General features: G+C 67.8%; 15 protein-coding genes. 1 reads left to right on the forward strand and 14 read right to left on the reverse strand.

Going from position 1 to position 19,707, the window contains the following annotated elements:
• Position 1: 1 nt before the first annotated feature.
• Positions 2-1,579, reverse strand: a complete 1,578-nt coding sequence (locus VH567_RS08350; protein ID WP_423324953.1) for a DUF1800 domain-containing protein — start codon at positions 1,577-1,579, stop codon at positions 2-4.
• A gap of 228 nt (positions 1,580-1,807) precedes the next feature.
• Here VH567_RS08350 and VH567_RS08355 point away from each other — a divergent pair, with 228 nt between their 5' ends.
• Complete coding sequence (locus tag VH567_RS08355) at positions 1,808-2,101, forward strand: hypothetical protein (protein ID WP_423324955.1); 294 nt, start codon at positions 1,808-1,810, stop codon at positions 2,099-2,101.
• A gap of 236 nt (positions 2,102-2,337) precedes the next feature.
• Here the strand turns inward: VH567_RS08355 and VH567_RS08360 are convergent, their stop codons facing one another.
• From VH567_RS08360 to VH567_RS08420, 13 genes are all read right to left on the reverse strand, one after another.
• The gene (locus VH567_RS08360; protein ID WP_423324957.1) at positions 2,338-3,504 is read right to left on the reverse strand and encodes a deoxyguanosinetriphosphate triphosphohydrolase; all 1,167 of its coding nucleotides are present in this window, start codon (positions 3,502-3,504) and stop codon (positions 2,338-2,340) included.
• Entirely contained in the window at positions 3,501-5,759 is a 2,259-nt protein-coding gene (locus VH567_RS08365) for an SPOR domain-containing protein (protein WP_423324959.1), read from the reverse strand. Before VH567_RS08365 ends, VH567_RS08360 begins: the two co-directional genes overlap by 4 nt.
• A 257-nt stretch (positions 5,760-6,016) precedes the next feature.
• Positions 6,017-7,588, reverse strand: a complete 1,572-nt coding sequence (ftsZ, locus tag VH567_RS08370) for a cell division protein FtsZ (protein ID WP_423324961.1) — start codon at positions 7,586-7,588, stop codon at positions 6,017-6,019.
• A 113-nt stretch (positions 7,589-7,701) separates the two neighbouring features.
• Entirely contained in the window at positions 7,702-8,964 is a 1,263-nt protein-coding gene (ftsA, locus tag VH567_RS08375; RefSeq protein ID WP_132897832.1) for a cell division protein FtsA, read from the reverse strand.
• A gap of 1 nt (position 8,965) precedes the next feature.
• Positions 8,966-9,940, reverse strand: coding sequence for a cell division protein FtsQ/DivIB (locus VH567_RS08380; protein ID WP_423324963.1), 975 nt, complete (start codon positions 9,938-9,940; stop codon positions 8,966-8,968).
• Positions 9,937-10,890 carry a D-alanine--D-alanine ligase gene (locus tag VH567_RS08385; protein ID WP_423324965.1) on the reverse strand — a complete coding sequence of 318 codons (954 nt, stop codon included), beginning with the start codon at positions 10,888-10,890 and terminating at the stop codon, positions 9,937-9,939. The genes VH567_RS08380 and VH567_RS08385 overlap by 4 nt, the downstream gene beginning before the upstream one ends.
• Positions 10,887-11,999: a UDP-N-acetylmuramate dehydrogenase gene (gene murB, locus VH567_RS08390; RefSeq protein WP_423324967.1), complete on the reverse strand. Its 1,113-nt coding sequence runs from the start codon at positions 11,997-11,999 to the stop codon at positions 10,887-10,889. Before murB ends, VH567_RS08385 begins: the two co-directional genes overlap by 4 nt.
• Positions 11,996-13,414 carry a UDP-N-acetylmuramate--L-alanine ligase gene (murC, locus tag VH567_RS08395; protein ID WP_423324969.1) on the reverse strand — a complete coding sequence of 473 codons (1,419 nt, stop codon included), beginning with the start codon at positions 13,412-13,414 and terminating at the stop codon, positions 11,996-11,998. Before murC ends, murB begins: the two co-directional genes overlap by 4 nt.
• A complete protein-coding gene (gene murG / locus VH567_RS08400) occupies positions 13,411-14,565 on the reverse strand; it encodes an undecaprenyldiphospho-muramoylpentapeptide beta-N-acetylglucosaminyltransferase (protein WP_423324970.1) in 1,155 nt (384 codons plus the stop codon). Before murG ends, murC begins: the two co-directional genes overlap by 4 nt.
• The gene (locus VH567_RS08405; protein WP_423325032.1) at positions 14,562-15,743 is read right to left on the reverse strand and encodes an FtsW/RodA/SpoVE family cell cycle protein; all 1,182 of its coding nucleotides are present in this window, start codon (positions 15,741-15,743) and stop codon (positions 14,562-14,564) included. The genes murG and VH567_RS08405 overlap by 4 nt, the downstream gene beginning before the upstream one ends.
• Before the next feature lie 65 nt (positions 15,744-15,808).
• Complete coding sequence (gene murD, locus VH567_RS08410; protein WP_423324971.1) at positions 15,809-17,209, reverse strand: UDP-N-acetylmuramoyl-L-alanine--D-glutamate ligase; 1,401 nt, start codon at positions 17,207-17,209, stop codon at positions 15,809-15,811.
• Complete coding sequence (mraY, locus tag VH567_RS08415) at positions 17,206-18,276, reverse strand: phospho-N-acetylmuramoyl-pentapeptide-transferase (RefSeq protein WP_056486650.1); 1,071 nt, start codon at positions 18,274-18,276, stop codon at positions 17,206-17,208. The genes murD and mraY overlap by 4 nt, the downstream gene beginning before the upstream one ends.
• Positions 18,277-19,668, reverse strand: coding sequence for a UDP-N-acetylmuramoyl-tripeptide--D-alanyl-D-alanine ligase (locus VH567_RS08420; RefSeq protein ID WP_423324973.1), 1,392 nt, complete (start codon positions 19,666-19,668; stop codon positions 18,277-18,279).
• Between the last annotated feature and the right edge of the window lie 39 nt (positions 19,669-19,707).

The raw sequence follows: 19,707 nt of genomic DNA on the forward strand, positions 1-19,707 counted from the left end.
ATTACCTCCGCATCGATTCTGGCGCGACGAGCAGCAACGCAAGCGCCTGGGCCGGGCTTTCCGCGCGGGCGAGTGCCTGCGTGGTGGCGGAACTGAGCGACGCGGGGAACAGCGTCGGCGCGAGCGCACGCGCATCGACCGGCCCCGCACGCGCGGCGAACCTCTCCGCCGCCTCGACCCGGCGCAGGATCGCATCGGGCCCGGCCCAGGCGGCGGCGACGTCGTCATAGCCGACCGGCTGCCCCGGCTTCCACACCGGCTGGCCGAGCTGGTTCATCATGCCTACGGTCACGCCAGGCTGGATCGTCGTCGTGCCGAGCGCGCGCTGCGTCGAGACATACCATTCCCACGGCGATTTGAATTTGACCGGCTGCGTCACCCACGCCTCGGGCGATGCGACCAGCGCGCGGTAGACCGTCGGCAGGTCGCCGCCCGATTTCAGGAACGCGGCCTGGAGACGCTTCACCATCGCTGGCGGGGGCGTGTCGCCCGCGAAATGCCGTGCAAGCTTGGTCGCGATATGCGTCGCGGTCGCGGGGTGCACCGCCAGATCGGCCAGCACCGCCTGGGCCTGCGCTTCGCCCGCAGCGGGATAGCGCTTGCCGATGATCGTGCGGTCGCCGGGCTCGTGCACGTCGGCGGCGAACACGAACGCGCCGGGCGTCGCCACATCGTCGCGCGCGCCGGGGCCGCGACCGATACCGGCCACGGTCCATCCCGTCATCGCACGCGCGAACTCGGTCACATCGGCCTGGGTATAGCCGCTGCGGACGCCCAGCGTGTGCAGCTCCAGGATTTCCCGCGCGAGATTCTCGTTCAGGCCGGTCCGTTGCTTGCCGCCCCGTGCGCGACGAACGCCCAGGACGCTGCCGGGACCGATCGAGACGGTCTGGTCGAGATACAGCAGCATCGCCGGGTGCCGCTCGACCGCGTTCAGCATGTCGGCGAACTTGCCCAGGACATGCGGCCGGATTGCCTCGAACTCCATCGGCCCGGCGAGTCCGGTGACCTCCAGCTTTTCGGTGGAGACAGCGAAATGGTTCGCCCAGAAGTGTACGAGTCGCTCGACGAACGGCGCCTCCGTGGTGAGCGCGGCGATCGTGCGCGCGGCAACGGCGCCGCCATAATCATCGCGACTCTGCCGCCCCGCCAGTCGCCGGGACTCCTGTCGTGCGGCATCGCCGGGGTCCATCGCGGCCGGCTCGGCCATCGCCGGTGCCGTTCCGGACATTCCTAGTGTTATTCCAGACATGGCTGGTGCCATTCCGGACATGGCCGGTGCCGTTCCGGACATGGCCGGTGCCGTTCCGGACATGGCAGGACCGGGCGCCGCTATCGCCGCCGCCGCCGGACGTTGTCCCCGGGGACCGAACTGCGCCCTGATCGCCTTTTGCTGCGCGAAATACTTGCTCAGGCCGACGGATATCGTCGCGCTCGACGCGGCGTCGGCGATCGCAGGCGGCCTTGGCTCGAACCGCTCGATCTGCGCCACGAGCCAGCGCGCCGGATCACCGATGACGCTGTCGCCCGGCCTTGCGCCAAGGCCGAAACGGTTGAGCGCTATACTGGCAGCAGGCACCGGTCGTCTCCTTCGAGACCTTTATGCGCCGAAGATGTCGTACGAATATGTCACGATCCTGCACGCTATGTCACCGGTCGCGCAGACAGCCCGGCTCGCCGTTGCATTTGACGCAATCGCGGTCGATGGCTTTGCAATTGCGACTCATGCTGCACTGCAATATTTCCCGTATTCGAGAGTTGGGACAGGACCTGATCCGGCTCAACGCACAACGCGGGAGACACGATCATGCGCAATACCATCAAGATCATCGCAGCAGCAGCGGCAGCCCTGACGTCCTCGATCGGCATGGCCGGCGAGCCGCAGAAGAGCTTCGTCCACGAAGGCAGCACCTATGTCTTCACCTCGACCCAGGCCGGCGAGCGCCAGGTCATCGACGGCCATCGCTATCCGTCGGGCCAGGCCTTCCACCTGATCGTGCGCGGCAACCGCGTCTCGGGCGTGTCGGGCGGCGTACCGGTCGCGTTCAAGACCGCCGAAGCCACCGGTGCAGCCGGCGGCGTCGCAGCAGTCGCGCGCTAAGCTAACGCCTGCCCTAAGCGGCGGCATAAGGCGGCGGTCGGACCTCGGTCCGGCCGCCGTTTTGCGTTTGGGGGATTCCGTTTTGCGATCCTCCCCCGCCAGGGGGAGGTGGCTGGCACTTGCCAGACGGAGGGGGAGGGCACGGAGCAGAGGTGGTCGCTTACCTCCCCCTCCGTCACCTTCGGCGCCACCTCCCCCTGGCGGGGGAGGATGAATGGACCGAAACTCGCCCCGCCTCAGAATCCGTCGGGCAGGTCGATCGGGCCGACCAGTTCGCGGTAGCGCGAGACGGCGTAGCGGTCGGTCATGCCGGCGATGAAGTCGGCGATGTGACGACTGCGGTCCGGATCGTCCGCCGGAAGGCGCTCCCGCCATTCGTCGGGCATAGTCGCCGGATCGTCGCGATAGACCGCGAACAGCCCGGACACGATCCCGTGCGCCGCATCCGCCGCCGCGAGCTGGCGCGGGTGGTGGTAGAGATTGGCGTACATGAAGCGCTTCAGGTCGCGCTCAGCCTCCCGCATTTCAGGCGAAAAACCGACCAGGCACTGCCCGGCGGCGCGCACGTCCTCGACGCTGTTGACGCCGCTCGCGACGATCCGCTGCTGCGTCTCCGCGATCAGGTCGTTGACCATCGTGCCGATCTGCGTGCGGACCAGTTCGCCGACCAGCCGTGTCGGCGGGACATCAGGGAACCGCCGCCGCACATCGTCCCAGCCTCGTGCGACCAAGGGCACCGCAAGCATCTGGTCGAGCGTCAGCAACCCGGCGCGCAGGCCGTCGTCGATGTCGTGATTGTCGTACGCGATATCGTCGGCGATCGCCGCGACCTGAGCCTCCAGCGACGAAAAACTGGTCAGCGCGAGCGGAAACTCCGCATCCGCCGCCGCCAGCGCCCAGCCCGGGTGCCGCACCGGCCCGTTATGCTTGGCAAGCCCTTCGAGCGTTTCCCAGGTCAGGTTCAGCCCGTTCCATAACGGATAGGGCCGCTCGATCGTCATCAGCGTGCGCAGCGTATGACCGTTGTGATCGAACCCGCCTTGCCCCGTGAGCGCCGCCTTCAGCGCATCCTCGCCGGCATGGCCGAACGGCGGGTGGCCGATGTCGTGCGCAAGGCACAGCGCCTCGGTCAGATCCTCGTTCAGCGCGAGCGTCCGTGCGATCGTCCGGCCGATCTGCGCGACCTCCAGGCTGTGCGTCAGCCGGACACGGAAATGATCGCCATCGGGCGCCATGAACACTTGCGTCTTGTGACGAAGCCGACGGAAGCTGATCGAGTGGATGATCCGGTCGCGGTCGCGCTGGAAGGCGTCTCGGGGCCCGCGGACGGACCCGTTCTGTTCCTTCTGGAGACGACCTTTGCTGCGCGCCGGGTCCGAAGACCAGGGCGCGCGATCACTCACTTGGGCGGCAACTTCGTGATGATTTCGCCGGGATCGCTGGTGAAGGTGAACGTCGAGACGCCTTCCTTGGCGAGCTGATTGACGAAGCTGCGCGCCTCCGCGTCGGTCTTGAACGGCCCGGCGAGCACGCGATTGGTCGCCTTCCACGGCGCGGTCCAGCCGGCGCGGGTGCCGAACACCGTCGGTGCCTTGGCCTTGGCCTTCTTCCACGCCTTGGGCAGATCGCCCTCGGTCGCGCCGGTCGACACCTGCACCCAGGTCCGCGCGGGATTGGCGCGCGCGATCCGCTTTTCCTCGGCCGCAGCCTTGTCGGCCGCAAGCTTCTCGGCCGCGGCGGCCTTCTTCTCGGCGAGCGCCTTCTTGTCGGCGATGGCTTTGCGCGCCGCCGCCTTCTTGTCCACGGCCGCCTTCTTGTCAGCGACGAGCTTGTCGGCAGCGAGCTTGTCGGCGGCAAGTTTCTCGGTGGCGATCTTCTTCGCCGCGGCGTCGCGCTCGGTTTTGGCCTTCGCCTCCGCCAGCACGCGCTCGGCATCGCCGGAGACCGGCACCGCGGCCTGCGTCACGACGGGCGCAGGATGCATCGGTGCGACATCGAGCTCGGAGGCCGGGATCGACAGCCCCGCAACGATCCGCGCGAGGATCGAATCCTCGCTCGCCGCAACCGCGCGCGGCGGCATTGCCGCGGCGACCTCGACCGGCGTCGGCGAGGAGGTCGACGCCAGCGTTGTCGGGGGCGCCGTCGAGGGCGCCGCCGCACCGGCGGAGAAGCCGGGGGTCGGTAGCGGCACGGCACTTGCCTGCTGCACGGCTTGGGCTGGTGCCGCCTGGAGGGCCGGTTGCGGCTGGACAGAGGCCTGCTGCAACGGCGCGACCGAAGCGGTGACCGTCGGCGTTGCGGCGGCCGAGGCGGCGAGCGCGTTGGCGGCGCGCGTCGGGTCGATCCGCGCCTGACCCGCCGGTATCGCCGCCATCTGCGACGCGATGGTGGCCGGTAGCGCACCGGTCGTCGCGGGCGCCGGCGTGACACGAGCCACCGACACGGGAGGGGTGGCAGGCGAAACGCCCGGCTGCACGGTAGCGGCGACGACAGTGTTGGTTTCCGCCGCGGACGTCGTGCGCGATGCGGTCTGGACGACGGCGTCGGGTGCACGATAGCTCGGCTGCGGGACTGGAACGGCTTGCACGGTGCGGGGCGGAAGCGCCTGGACCATCTGCATCGGCGCCGCCGCGAGTTGAACCGGGGCAGCATAGGGCGCCGTCGCGGGAACCGGCGTCGAGGTGCGTGCGGTCGTCGATGTCGCCGCGGGCACCGGCGACGATCGCGCCGCGGCGGCCATCTCGACCCGATCGGGCTTCGACCGGCGATCGCGCCTGCCCTTCTTGACGGCGCTGGCCGCGACCGACGGCTGTTGCGGTACGGCGGCGAGCATCACCGGTGCGGTCGGGTCCGCACCGAGCAGACCGAGCGGCGGCGCCATCCGTGCATCTGCCAGACGCGCCGGCGTCGCGTGGACTTCGCCGAAATGCACCGCGAACGCCCGGTCGCTCGCGGGCAGGCTGGGGAGGCGCTGGAAAAACGGCTGCAGGCCCTGTGCAGTGCCGCGCGGCATCATCGTCGTTGCGATCTTCTCCGCGCCCGATACGTCGCCGTTCATCGCCAGGATGAACGCCCGTGCCCGCCAGGCGCCCCGATCACTCTTCAGCAGCAACGGGTTGAGCTGCTGGATCGCTAGCTCCTGCTTGCCGGATATGCCGAGCGACAGCGCATAGCGCCGCAGCGTCTCGTCATCGGGTCCGGTCCGCAGGGCCACGCGGTAATCGCGTTGCGCACGATCCTGCTGGCCGATCAAATCATAGGCCAGCCCGCGGTCGGCGGCGAAGTTGCGCGGATCGAGACCGAGGCTCTCGGCCTGCCCGTAATAACGCAACGCCTCGCCCGGCCGCTCGGAGCGCACCAGGATCGACGCCATGCCAGCCTTGATCCGGCCGTCGCGCGGGTTCACCTTCTCGGCGCGCGCGAACAACGCCGCGGCACCGCTGAGATCGCCCAGCCCCATCGACAGGTCGCCGGCGCGGATCAGCGCATCGACGTCGCGCGGATTGCTCGCGACCCGGCGCATCAGGTCGCCGAGCTTGTCCGCGTCGGTCGTGCCCGGGATCGCCTGCACGACTTCCTGCGCGACGGCCGCGCACGGCACGGCGGCCAGGACGAGCGCCAGCGCGGCGGTCAGGAGATGGTGGGACGATCGAGTCATGAGATGCATCTGTCTAGACGCCAGCCCGACCGAACCGGCAACGCCCGCGACGCACGCAAGCGGCGAACTGGGCCGCGGCGGCGACGAGTGCAGGGTTTTGGGGTGCATGTCGACGTTTACACTGTCTGCCTCGCCCTCACCCATCGCCGCATTGGCCTCTCCCGCGGGGAGAAGCATGCGGCGCCCGGCCATCCGGCCGTGAAAAGGGTGAGGACGATATTCAGGCAAGATATTGATAAGTCGGGACGATTTCCGGCTTACTGGTTGTTCTGCCGATGCAGGAAGCGCGGGATGTCGAGCGGGTCCTGCGGGGCAGCTTCGCCGTCCTCCTTCGCTGCGCCGCGGGCCGCGTTGGACATACGCTCGAACAGCGTCCCGCCCAGCTTCACGCGCGGTGCGGCGGCGGCGACCTCAGGCGCAGCCTCGGCACCTGGAGCGAGCCAGCGGCGACGGGCGCCACCCTCGTCCGCAGCCGGGGTCGGCACCGGAACGGCGGGTGCGATCGGTGCACGCGCCGGCGGCACGACCGATGCCGAAGCCGGACGCGCGATCGGGCCGCGACCATAGGGCTCATCGCCATAGGCGCGCGGTGCAGGGGCCGGCTGCGGTGCCGGTGCAACCGGAGCAGGCGCGGCCTGCGGCACGATCGTCTCGGCACCGAGCACGAGTTCGTCATCGGACTTCGACGGCTCGACTTCCGACGACGCGTTCAGGTCGAGCGGCTCCTCCTCAACCGACGAAGCAGCGGGTGCAGCCGACGAGGCGGCAGGCTCGCTCGGACGGAACGAGGTGTTCTCGTCGGTCTTGCGCGATCCGAAGCTGAACGAACGCGTCGGCTCGGGTGCAACCTCGGGCGGACGCGCATCGGCGTCGATCCCGGTCGCGACGACCGAGACGCGGATCTTGCCTTCGAGCTCCTGGTTGAACGCCGAGCCCCAGATGATGTTCGCATCGGGATCGACCAGGTCACGGATGTGATTCGCGGCTTCGTCGACCTCGAGCAGGCGCATGTCGTCGCCGCCGGTGATCGAGATGATGACGCCCTTCGCGCCGCGCATGCTGACGCCTTCGAGCAGCGGGTTCGAGATCGCCTTCTGTGCAGCCTCGAGCGCGCGGTTGTCGCCGCTCGCCTCGCCGGTTCCCATCATCGCCTTGCCCATCTCCTGCATCACCGAGCGGACGTCGGCGAAATCGAGGTTGATGAGGCCCGGCATCACCATCAGGTCGGTGATGCTGCGGACGCCTTGCTGGAGCACCTCGTCCGCCATCGTGAACGCTTCCTTGAAGGTCGTGTTAGCGTTGGCGATCAGGAACAGATTCTGGTTCGGAATGACGATCAGCGTGTCGACATACTTCTGCAGCTCGTCGATGCCGCCCTCGGCCGACTTGGCGCGACGGTTACCCTCGAACGCGAACGGCTTGGTCACGACGCCGACGGTGAGGATGCCCATGTCGCGCGCTGCCTTGGCGATGACCGGTGCCGCGCCCGTACCCGTGCCGCCGCCCATGCCGGCGGTGATGAAGCACATGTGTGCGCCTTCGAGCATCTTGGCGAGCTGGTCGATCGTCTCTTCGGCGGCCGCGCGGCCGATCTCGGGACGGCTACCGGCGCCGAGACCCTGCGTGATCTTGGTGCCGAGCTGGATCCGCTGCGGTGCGGTCGACTGCTTCAACGCCTGCGCGTCGGTGTTCGCCACGAGGAAGTCGACGCCCTGGACGTCGGCCCGCATCATGTTGGCGATCGCGTTGCCGCCCGCGCCGCCGACGCCGATCACCGCGATGCGGGGGGCCAGATCGTCCACTTCGGGACTAAGGAATTCGATGCTCATCGCCGTTCTCCGCACAACCCGGTAGATACGCTACGGCCGGGCCCCTGATTAATCTGTGTGCACCAACGTCACGGCCTGTTCCAGCCGAAATAACGCCAGACGCTTCGAAACTCTTAATAATTCGCGCGCGCCGCCTGAATCAACTTGCGAACCATGCCCATACCCTTTGGCCGATGCACCGTCGTCCGCTGCGGCGCGAGCCCGCGAAGGTCGATCGGGTTGGTCGCCGCGTAGAAGGCCAACCCCGCTAGCGTCGCGAACGCCGGTCCGCCATGCGCTTCGGGCAATGCGGTCAGCCCGCGCGGTCGACCGATCCGCACCGACCGCCCGAGCGCCTGTTGCGCATAATCGGCGATGCCCTTCAGCTCGGCACCACCGCCGGTCAGCACCACCTGACGCCCGACCGGCCCCTCGAACTTCAGCTTGGTGAGCGCATTGCGCACTTCACCCATCTGATGCTCGAGCCGCTGGCGGATCACGCCGATCAGCTGCGCCTTGGTGATCTGCGCGCCCTCGCCCGCGCCGTCCTCGGCGGAGATCGGCATGACCGGGATCATGTCGTGATTGTCGCGGGGGCTCGCGTTGGCCGACCCGTGGAAGCACTTCATCCGCTCGGCATTCTGCCGCCGCGTGCCGAAAGCGCTGGCGATATCATCCGTAATGTCCGCCGCGCCCATCGGGATCGACGTCAGCCCCACCAGCATCCCGCCCGCGAACAGCGACACGTTGGTGATCCCCGCGCCCATCTCGACCAGTGCGACGCCGAGCTCGCGCTCCTCCTCGCTAAGGCAGGCGAGCCCGGTCGCGACCGGCGAGGCGATGATCGACTTCACCTCGAGATGCGCCGAGCGCACGCAGAGATCGAGATTGCGCACTGGCGAACCGTCCGCCGCGACGACATGGATGTGCACCCCGAGCCGATCGGCATGCAACCCGAGCGGCGTCTTCACCCCCGTCAGCCCGTCGAGCGTATAGAGCGCGGGCTGCGCGTGCAGCACCATGCGACCCTGCGGATCGATCGAGTTGCGCCCCGCGGCGAGCAGCGCGTCGATATCCTGCTGCTCGACGCGGTGGCCGCCCAGTTCGAACTCGACCTCGGCGACATCGGACACGAGCCCGCCGGCCGAGAACCCGACCCAGACATTCTCGATGTTGATGCCAGCGATCCGCTCGGCCTGCTCGACCGCCTCGCGGACCGCCGCTTCGGTCGTCGCCATGTCGGCGATATAGCCGCGCTTGACGCCGCGGCTCTCGCGCTGGCCGGTGCCGAGCACGATCAGCTCGCCGCCGTCCCCCTTCTGCGCGATCATCGCCGAAACCTTCGACGACCCGATATCGAGCGCCGTAATCAGCCCTTCCGGTGCCACCTTTGCCATGTCATCCCTCCCCGCCCGTTACGTTCGCGCCCGCCGTTTGCGACGGAGTATTCGTAGTCTCGCCTGCCGCCGGCGCGCTAGTCCCCACGCTGGCAGGGGCCGGCACGTCGACGCTGTGCGCCAGGCTCGCGCCCGGCTTGCGCGCGACCAGCTTGGTCGGATCACGCATGTCGAACCGGATCCAGCCGCGCCCCAGCAGCGGCCTTGCCCCATCCAGTTCGGCGAACTTTACGAGAGCCCGGGGCGCACCGTCTTCGGGCAGCGCCAACGTCTCGCCGCTCTCGAACGTCAGGTCCCAGCGTCGATTGCCGACCCAGGTCGCGGCCTTCACGCGTGGCTTCAGCGCGGGCGCAGCGGCCAGCAGTGTCTGGTACGACGCCTCCTGCCGATCCGCGCCCGGCCCGATCACCAGCGGCAAATTCGGGATCGCATCGGGCTGGACCGGCTCCAGCAGCACGCCGGACGAATCGATCAGCGTGAGCTGGCCATTATCCTGCCACACCGCCGCCGGCGTGCGCTCGACGATATCGACCAGCATCGTGTTCGGCAGCCGCCGCGAGACATGCGCGTCCGCGATCCAGCCATAGCGCAGCAATTTCTGGCGCACCGCTTCAAGATCGACCGACAGCATCGACGTCTGGTTCTGCTTGTCCTCCAGCGCGACCGCATAGACCGACATCCGGTCCATCCGCTTGAGGCCGGTCACCTCGATCTGCTCGACCTTGAAGCCCGCACGCCCGGCCCCTTCGGCCACCGCTGCGCCGATCATGCCCGGGATGCCGACCCACGTCGCCGCAGCGATCGCCACAGCCCCGCCCGCGCCAAGGATCGACCAGGTAGCGATTTTCCGGAGCGTGTCCTCGCTGACCGGGAGCATCCCGACCAGCCGGTCCATCGCCGACACCTTCTTGACCGCGACCTTCCGGCGCGGGGCGGGCCGCTTGGGCGGCGGACCGCGCTTGATCGTGCGGCTCATGGCGCCCCGCTTTGCGCAAGCGGATGATCCGCCAGCGCCTCATCGACGATCGCCTGGACCAGCTCGGCATAGCTCATGCCGATGTGCCGCGCCTGTTCGGGAACGAGGCTCAGCGGAGTCATCCCCGGCTGCGTGTTCACCTCGAGCAGGAAAAGCCCGTCGACGCCGCGCTCGTCATCCCAGCGGAAATCCGACCGCGACGCGCCCTTGCAGCCGAGCAACCGGTGCGCTTCGAGCGCGAGGCTCTTGCAGGCATCGGTGATCTCGTCGGGGATTTCCGCCGGGCAGACGTGCACCGTCATGCCGTCGGTGTATTTCGCGTCGTAATCATACCAGCCGCTCTTGGGCTTCAACTCGGTCACGCCGAGCGCCTTGCCGCCGAGCACGGCCGTCGTCAGTTCACGCCCACGGATGTACGGCTCGGCGAGCAGTTCATCGAACTCAGCCCAAGGCCCGACGCTGTCGCGTGCGATCGGGTTGCCGTAATTGCCGCTGTCGGTAACGATCGCCACACCGACCGAGGAGCCTTCGTTGACCGGCTTCAGGACATACGGCCGCGCCATCGGATCGCTCTCGAACAGGTCCGCCGACTTGACGATCCGCCCGCCTGGCATGGGGATACCGGCGGGGACGAGCAACAGCTTGGTCAGCACCTTGTCGATCGCAATGACCGACGTCGCGAGCCCGGAGTGCGTGTAGCGCAGGCCCATCAGGTCGAGCAGCCCCTGCACCGAGCCGTCCTCGCCGGGGGTGCCGTGGAGGGCGTTGAACACGAGGTCAGGCTGCGCCTCGGCCAGCTTGGCAGCGACATCCCGCCCCATATCGATCCGCGTAACCCGGTAGCCGAGCGACTCCAGCGCGTCGGCACAGCCATTGCCCGACATCAGCGAAACCTCACGCTCCGCCGACCAGCCGCCCATCAGCACCGCGATGTGAAGAGGCGCACTCACTGCTCCCCTCCCGCCTGCGGGAGGGGTCGGGGGAGGGGTTGATGGGAGATGCCGGTATCCAGACCGCCCTCCCCCGACCCCTCCCGCAAGCGGGAGGGGAGGTACTCACCAACCCGCTGGATTTCCCATTCCAACGTCACACCCGAATGCGCCTTCACTCTGTCGCGTACCTCTTCACCCAGCGCCTCGATCTCCGCGCTCGACGCGGACCCGAGGTTCAGCAGGAAATTGCAATGCTTCTCACTGACCTGCGCATCGCCGCGAGTCAGCCCCCGACACCCCGCCGCGTCGATCAACGCCCACGCCTTATGCCCCTCGGGGTTCTTGAACGTCGACCCACCCGTGCGCGAACGGAGCGGCTGAGACGCCTCGCGCTCGGCGGCAATCCGGTCCATCTCCGCACCGATCAAGGCCGGCTCGCCGGGGGTGCCGGAGAACACGGCTTCAACGACCACGGCACCCGCCGGCAAATCCGAATGCCGGTAGGTGAAACCGAGCTTTTCCGCGGGCCAGACTTCGACCAAACCCTCGCGCGTAACGACGGTAGCCTCGACCAGAATGTCGCTGACATCCCGGCCATAAGCACCCGCGTTCATCCGCACAGCGCCGCCCACAGTCCCCGGAATCCCGCGAAGAAACTCAAGCCCGGCAATCCCAGCATCCCGCGCGGCGCTGGCAACGGTAATCCCCATCGCCCCCGCGCCTGCGCGCACGCGACCGTCCTCGACCGAAACCTTCGCCATAGCCTTGGGAAGCCGCACCACGACTCCCGGCACACCACCGTCGCGCACGATCAGGTTCGAGCCGACGCCGACCGGCAGCACGGGGGTGGAAGGATCAAGTGTCTTGAGCAAGTCCGAGAGATCATCGACATCGGCAGGCCGCACCAGCCACTCCGCCGGCCCGCCGGTACGAAACCAGATAAAGTCCGCCAGACTGCCATTGGCCGTCAGAGACCCACGCAAATCCTCCCCGGCACGGGGAGGGGGACCACCGAAGGTGGTGGAGGGGGGGCCGCCAGAAGCGTTACGCTCGCGGACAGCCCCTTCCACCATGCCTTGCATGGTCCCCCTCCCCGTTCCGGGGAGGATTTGCGACGCGCCGCTCACGCCAGCACCTTTGCGCGCTCAGCGGCAATCGCGTCGGCGAGGCCGGCCGCCCACTTCGTGATGTCGCCCGCACCGAGGCACACGACCATGTCGTCAGGCTCGATCGTCGCCGCCAGTTCCACCGCCAACGCATCCGCATCCGCGACCACACCAGCAAACCGGTGCCCGCGCCGCTTCAGTCCCTCGACCAAAGCCGCGGCATCGACGCCCTCCACAGGCGCCTCGCCGGCAGCATAGACCGGCGTCACCAACACCCGGTCCGCGTCGTTAAACGCGGTCTGGAAATCCTCCATCAGATTGCCCAACCGCGAATAACGATGCGGTTGCACGACCGCGATCACGCGACCCTTCACGCCCTCGCGCGCCGCCGCCAGCACCGCCCGGATCTCGACCGGATGATGCCCGTAATCGTCGATGATCGTGACACCAGCCACTTCACCCACCTTGGTGAACCGCCGCTTCACCCCGCCAAACTTGGCGAATCCCTGCTGGATCGTCGCATCGGCAATGCCAAGCTCCAGCGCCACGCCGATCGCCGCCAGGGCGTTCTGCACGTTATGCCGCCCCGGCATCGGCATCTCGATCCCCGCGATCGTCCGCGTCGCACCGTCACGCTCGCGCACCACGCAATCAAAGCGATTGCCGCCCGGGATCGGCGTCACTTCCACCCCGCGCACGTCAGCCTGCGCCGAGAAACCATACGTCACCACGCGCCGATCACGCACCCGCGGCAGGATCCCCTGCACCTCCGGGTGATCGAGGCACAGCAACGCCGCGCCATAGAACGGCACGTTCTCGACGAACTCGACGAACGCATCCTTCACCGCGTCGAACGAGCCGTAATGATCGAGATGCTCGGGATCAATATTGGTGACGACCGCGATCGTGCCGTCGAGCCGCAGGAAGCTGCCGTCGCTCTCGTCCGCCTCGACCACCATCCAGTCGCTCGCGCCCAGCCGCGCGTTCGAGCCGTAGGAGTTGATGATCCCGCCGTTGATGACCGTCGGATCGACGCCACCCGCATCGAGCAGCGCCGCGACCATCGACGTCGTCGTGGTCTTCCCGTGCGTGCCGGCGACCGCGACGGTCGACTTCAACCGCATCAGTTCGGCGAGCATTTCCGCGCGCCGCACCACCGGCACGCGCGCGTTCAACGCCGCCTCGACCTCCGGGTTTGAGCGCACGATCGCTGTCGACACGACCACCACAGCGGCGTCGCCGATGTTCGACGCGGCGTGACCGATCGCCACCGGAATGCCTTTGTCGCGCAAGCCCTGCACGACATAGCCCTCGGCCACGTCCGATCCCTGCACGCGGTAGCCGAGGTTCTTCATAACCTCGGCGATGCCCGACATGCCGATCCCGCCGATGCCGACGAAGTGGATCGTGCCGATATCCGTCGCGACGCCCTTCATGCGAACTGCGCCTTGGGCTTGGAGGGCGCACCGACCGGAACCCGCGACACCGGCGCATCAAGGCTCTCGACCAGATCCGCCAGATCGCTCGCCGCATTCGGCCGCCCGCAACTCCGCGCGCGCCCCGCCGCATTCTGCAACGCCGCCGGATCGAGCCCGAGTTTCTGCATCTGCTTGGCCAGTTCCACTGCGGTAAAGTCTCCCTGCGCGATCGTCCGCGCGCCGCCCGCCTTCGTGATCTCGCGCGCGTTCACCGTCTGGTGGTCGTCGGTCGCACTCGGCAAGGGCACCAAAATTGCCGGCCGACCTGCCGCGGTCAGCTCCGAAATCGTCGACGCCCCCGCGCGCGCAATCACCAGATGCGCCCACGCCAGTTGCTCGGGCATATCGGGCAGATACGTCGCGAGTTCGGCCGGAATATGGTGCTCGGCGTACTTGGCGCGCACCGCGTCGATATCCTCGATCCGCGCCTGGTGAGTCACCTGCAACCGCCGCCGGAACGTTACCGGCAGCATCGCCAGACCGTCGGGCACGACCTGCGACAGGATGCTCGCCCCCTGGCTTCCGCCGGTCACGAGCACGCGAAAGATGCCGTCTTCCTCCAGCAACGGATACGGGCGCGCGCGCAATGCCAGCACCGCCTCGCGCACCGGATTGCCGACCAGATGCGTCTTCCCCAGCAGCTTCGGCGCCAACCGCTCGGTCGGCTCGGACGACGTCGCGATCGCGTCCACGCGCCCCGCGACGAAACGGTTCACACGGCCCAGCACCGCGTTCTGCTCATGCACCGCAGTCGGGATCTTGTCCGCGAACGCCGCCAGCAGCGCCGGCAGTGCGGGGTATCCGCCAAAGCCGATCACCGCAGCCGGCTTGAACGTCCGGTAGAGCTCGCGCGCCATCGCCCGCCCACGCCACATCTCACGCGTCGCCTTCGCCCAGCCGAGCGGCCCGCCACTGAAGCGCCCAGCCGGCAGGATATGCGTCTGAATTTCCTCGAACAGCCCAGGAAACCGCACGCCGCGCGCATCGCTGACCAGCGCGACGCGGTGGCCGCGCTTGGTCAGCTCGGCGGCAAGCGCCGCTGCCGGGACCATGTGTCCGCCGGTGCCACCGGCGGCCAGGACGTAATGCCGAGACCGATCAACGTTCATTCACCACTCCAGCGGACGACATAGGGGCTCCGCGTGAGAAACGGATTGCGCCGGGTAAACGCCAGCAGCAACCCCATGCCGACCGACAACGCGATCATCGACGAGCCGCCATAGCTGATGAACGGCAGCGTCATACCCTTCGATGGCGCGAGGCCGGTGTTGACCGCCATACTCACCAGCGCCTGCGCGCCGAACTGCGTCGCGAGCCCGGCGGAGGCGAGCAATTTGAATTCGTCCTGCTCGTCCAGCAGCTTGACGAACACGCGCACCACGATCGCGAGGAAGATCACCGCGATCACCGAACAGGCGATCAGCCCGAATTCCTCGCCGATCACCGAGAAGATATAGTCGGTATGTGCCTCGGGCAGCCCGAACTTCGCCGCACCGGCGCCCGGCCCCGTCCCGGTCCAGCCACCCGCGGTCAGCGTATTATGCGCGGCATTGGTCTGGAAATGATCGCCCGCGCCCTCGCCCTCGACCCCCGGAAACAGGAACGCATCGATCCGCGACCGCGCCACGCCGTAGAAGATATAGGCCGCGACCAGCCCCGCCGGCGCCATCGCCATCAGCCCGAACATCACCTTGGCCGGCGTCCCCGCGATCATCAGCAGCGTCATCCACACCGTACAGAAGATGATCGTCTGCCCGAAATCGGGTTGCAGCATCAGCAGCACCGCGACGCCAGCGGTCATCGCGCCGGTGATCAGCACGGTCGGCAGCTCGGCATCCTTCGCGCGCAGCGACAACAGCCACGCGACCGTGACGATGAACAGGGGTTTGAGGAACTCCGAGGGCTGGAACTGTGCGAACCCGAAGCCGAGCCAGCGGCGTGCGCCATTCGCCTCGACCCCGATGAACGGCGTCACCATCAGCATCAGCACGAACAGCGCACACCCGCCGATCGCCATCCGCCGCGCCATCGACACCGGCATCATCGACACGCCGAACAGCACGGGGAGCGACACGCCGACCCACATCAACTGCCGCCAGAAATAATAGAGTGGCGCGATCTTGTGATGCTCGCCCGAATAGCGGACCGCGCTCGCCGGCGACGCCGCCGCCACCGCGATCAGCCCGATCGCGATCAGGAACAGCGTCAGCAGCAGCAGCATCCGGTCGATATCCCAGAACCACGTGCCGAGCGGCGACTGATCGCCCCGCCCGCCGCGCCGCTTCATCTTCGCGACGATCCCGTTCTTCTGTCCGGACACACCCATATCCATGGTCCCAGCGCGCATATCGGTCATGCCAGCGACTCCACCGCAGCGCGGAACGCCGCCCCGCGCGCTTCGTAATCGCGAAACTGGTCGAAGCTAGCACAGGCGGGGGATAACAAGACAGTGTCGCCGGGCTTGGCGTTGGCAGCGGCGGCGCGGACGGCGGCGTCGAGCGTGCCGACATTCTCGACGGGCGTGGAATCTTTCAGGATCTCGGCAAACTTCGGGCCAGCCTCGCCGATCGTGTAGGCACGGACGACGTGACCGAAGGCGGGCTTGCACGCGTCGAGGTCGTCGCCCTTCGCGCGCCCGCCGACGATCCAGTGGACGCGGTCGAACGCGGCGAGGGCTGGCGCGGTGCTCTCGGGATTGGTCGCCTTGCTGTCGTCGACATAGGCGACGCCGCTATAGGACGCGATCTGCTGCATACGGTGCGGCAGGCCGGTAAAGCTGGCGAGGCCACGATCGATATCGACCTCGCTCACGCCCAGCGCCTTCACGACGGCGATCGCGGCGAGCGCGTTCTGCGCGTTGTGCGGACCCTGGAGCGCGGGCCAGTTGCTCTGATCCATGCACACGCCGGGCGCGATCTTGGTAAGATGCTCGCCCTTCACCAACAGCCCGCGCGCTATCTGCGCGGACGGCGCATCGCCGATCCCGATGACCGCGTCATGCTCGGCCGACTGCATCGCGAACAGCCGCGCCTTCGACGCCGCATAGCCTTCGAAGCCGTCATAGCGGTCGAGATGATCGGGGGTGATGTTCAGCAACACCGCGACGTCGCAATCGAGCGTCTGCGTCAGGTCGATCTGATAACTCGACAGTTCGAGCACATAGACGCCGCCCTCGGGGAGCGGTTGCTGTTCGAGGATCGGCAGGCCGATATTGCCGCCCATCAGGGTCGGCATGCCGGCGGTCTTGAGGATGTGGTGGACGAGCGCGGTGGTCGTGGACTTGCCGTTGGTCCCGGTGATGCCGACGACCTTGTGCGGGGGGAGGTCGGCTTGGGCCTGCGCGAAGAATTCGATGTCGCCGATGACGGGCACGCCAGCCGCGCGCGCGGCGGCGGCGAGCGGATGCGTGTTCAGAGGCACTCCCGGCGACACGACGAGCGCGTCGAACCCCGAAAGATCCTCCAACGGCGCGACGATCAAATCCTCCCCGGCACGGGGAGGGGGACCGCCAGCCGCAGGCTGGGGGTGGAGAGGGGCATCCGCAAGCGTAACGCCCGAAACCGCCCCCCCTCCACCAGCAGAGCTGGTCCCCCTCCCCGTGCCGGGGAGGATTGCGTCACGCCGAACTTCATCCGAATCCCAAGCGACCACGCTCGCGCCACCGGCGACCAGCGCCCGCACAGTCGCAGCCCCAGACCGCGCCAACCCCAGCACCGCAAAGCGTTTCCCGCGCCAGGCCTGCGCGATAATCACCGCAGCTTCAGCGTCGAGAGGCCGACCAGCGCCAGCACCAGCGCGATGATCCAGAAGCGGATCACGACGGTCGCCTCGGCCCAGCCGAGCTGTTCGAAATGATGGTGGATCGGCGCCATCCGGAACACGCGCTTGCCGGTGCGCTTGTAGAAGAACACCTGGATGATCACCGACAGCGCCTCGATCACGAACAGCCCGCCGATGATCCCCAGCACGATCTCGTGATGCGCGACGACCGCGATCGTGCCCAGCGCGCCACCGAGAGCGAGGCTCCCGGTATCGCCCATGAACACCGCAGCCGGCGGCGCGTTGAACCACAGGAATGCGAGCCCGGCGCCGACGATCGCGCCGCAGAAGATTGCCAGCTCACCCGCACGCGGCACATGCGGGATGCCGAGGTAATCCGCGAACTTCACGTTCCCGACGAGATACACGATCACCATGAACGCAACGCTAGCAATGATCACCGGCATCGTCGCCAGCCCGTCGAGCCCGTCGGTCAGGTTCACCGCATTGCCGAACGACACGATCGTGAACGCCGCGAACACCGGGAAGAACCAGCCCAGATCCAGATACATGCGCGAGGTGAACGGCAGATACAGATGCGGCCCGTTCTGCGACATGATGATCGTCGCGGCGATCCCGGCGATCGCGAATTCGAGCAGCAGCCGCGTGCGGCCGCTGATTCCCGCGGTGCTCGCCTTTCGCACCTTGTCGTAGTCGTCGAGGAACCCGATCGTCCCGAAGCCGAGTGTCACGAACACGCACGCCCAGACATAGGGGTTGCTCAGGTCCATCCACAGGAAGATCGCGAGGCACATCGAGGTCAGGATCATCAGCCCGCCCATTGTCGGCGTGCCGCGCTTCGACAGGTGCGACTGCGGACCGTCGGCGCGGATCGGCTGGCCCTTGCCCTGCCGCACGCGCAACCAGCCGATGAACTTCGGCCCGATGATCAGGCCGATGATCAGCGCGGTCGCGACGGCACCGCCGGTCCGCACCGTCTGGTACCGGATGAGGTTCAGCAGGCCGGGAAACCCCAGATGCTCGGCGAGCCAGTACAACATTCAGTTAATCCCGCCTTTGAGGCCAGCTTGAAGACCAGCCACGACGCGGGCGAGGCCCACTCCGTTCGATCCCTTGACGAGCACGACATCGCCCGGCGCCAGGATCGTCCGTAACGACGCGAGCGCGGCCGCAGCGTCGCCCACATGGACGGTTTCGACTTGTCCCTCAAGCACCTGCGCAAGCGGCGCCATCGCTTCACCGACGAGCAGCGCCATTTCGACGCGCGCGGCGAGGATCGGCTCGGCGAGGCCGGCATGATAGTCGTCCGAGCCCTCGCCCAGCTCGCGCATCTCGCCGAGCACTGCGATGTGCCGGCCGGGTTCGTGGCTGAGGACGCTGAGCGTTGCGCGCATCGAGGCGGGGTTGGCGTTGTAGCTCTCGTCGATCACCAGCGCCTGACCGTCGCCAACCTCGACGAGCGACCGCGCACCGCGACCTTGCAGCCCACCAAGCTCGGCCAGCGCGAGCCCAGCCAAACCGAGATCGCCCCCCGCCGCCTGCACGCACGCCAACACGCCCAGCGCGTTCGATACCCAATGCGCGCCGGGCTGCGCGACCGTGAAGCTCAGCTCGTGCTCCGCCCCCTGCCCCATCCGCGCGGTGACGAACGTCCCGCCGGTCGGGAGGCGCATGGCCTCGATCGCGCGGACATCGGCGCCCTTCTCGCTACCGAACGTGACGATGTGCGCGGCATGCGGCGTGGCGTGGCCGAGCAGGCGGTCGCGATGCGGGCTGTCGTAGGGGATGATCGCGGCGCCGTCCGGTTCGAGCCCGGCGAAGATTTCGCCCTTAGCATCGGCGATCGCGCTTTCGTCGGGGAAGAACGCGGTATGCGCCGGCGCGATCGCGGTGATCATCGCGATGTGCGGGCGGACGAGTTGGGTCAGCTCGGCGAGTTCGCCGGCATGGTTCATCCCCATCTCGAACACGCCGAATTTCGCGTCGCGCGGCATGCGGGCGAGGCTCAGCGGGACGCCGGTGTGGTTATTATAGCTCTTGACGGAGCGATGCACTTCGCCGGGCGCCCCGCGATCGAGACACGCAAAGAGAGCCTCCTTCGCGCTGGTCTTGCCGACGGAACCGGTGACGCCGATAATCTTAGCGGACGAGCGTGCGCGGCTGGCGGCGCCAAGCGCGTTCAATGCGGCAAAACTGTCCGCCACGAGCACGTGCGGATGGTCGCAAGGCTGGAAAACGATCGCCCCCGCCGCACCTTGTGCGAAGGCCTGGTCAAGGAACAGGTGCCCGTCACTGGCCTCCCCCTTCATCGCGACAAACAAATCGCCGGGGCCAACCTCGCGCGAGTCGAACGCGACGCCGCTGACGGAGAAATCACCAGACGCGACACCGCCAGTAGCGGCCGCGATCTCGGCGGAAGTCCAGAGACTCACTTCCCCCCCTCCCGCAAGCGGGAGGGGGTCGGGGGGYSS

The organism is Sphingomonas sp. 4RDLI-65 (assembly GCF_049472435.1).
In the GTDB taxonomy this organism is placed as follows: Bacteria; Pseudomonadota; Alphaproteobacteria; order Sphingomonadales; family Sphingomonadaceae; genus Sphingomonas.

Coding starts and splice junctions, on each gene's coding strand:
- murG (WP_423324970.1), bottom strand. CDS start 14,565: ATGAACGTTGATCGGTCTCGGCATTACGTCCTGGCCGCCGGTGGCACC.
- murC (WP_423324969.1), bottom strand. CDS start 13,414: ATGAAGGGCGTCGCGACGGATATCGGCACGATCCACTTCGTCGGCATC.
- ftsA (WP_132897832.1), bottom strand. CDS start 8,964: ATGGCAAAGGTGGCACCGGAAGGGCTGATTACGGCGCTCGATATCGGG.
- mraY (WP_056486650.1), bottom strand. CDS start 18,276: ATGTTGTACTGGCTCGCCGAGCATCTGGGGTTTCCCGGCCTGCTGAAC.
- VH567_RS08405 (WP_423325032.1), bottom strand. CDS start 15,743: ATGAAGCGGCGCGGCGGGCGGGGCGATCAGTCGCCGCTCGGCACGTGG.
- ftsZ (WP_423324961.1), bottom strand. CDS start 7,588: ATGAGCATCGAATTCCTTAGTCCCGAAGTGGACGATCTGGCCCCCCGC.
- VH567_RS08365 (WP_423324959.1), bottom strand. CDS start 5,759: ATGACTCGATCGTCCCACCATCTCCTGACCGCCGCGCTGGCGCTCGTC.
- VH567_RS08380 (WP_423324963.1), bottom strand. CDS start 9,940: ATGAGCCGCACGATCAAGCGCGGTCCGCCGCCCAAGCGGCCCGCCCCG.
- VH567_RS08355 (WP_423324955.1), top strand. CDS start 1,808: ATGCGCAATACCATCAAGATCATCGCAGCAGCAGCGGCAGCCCTGACG.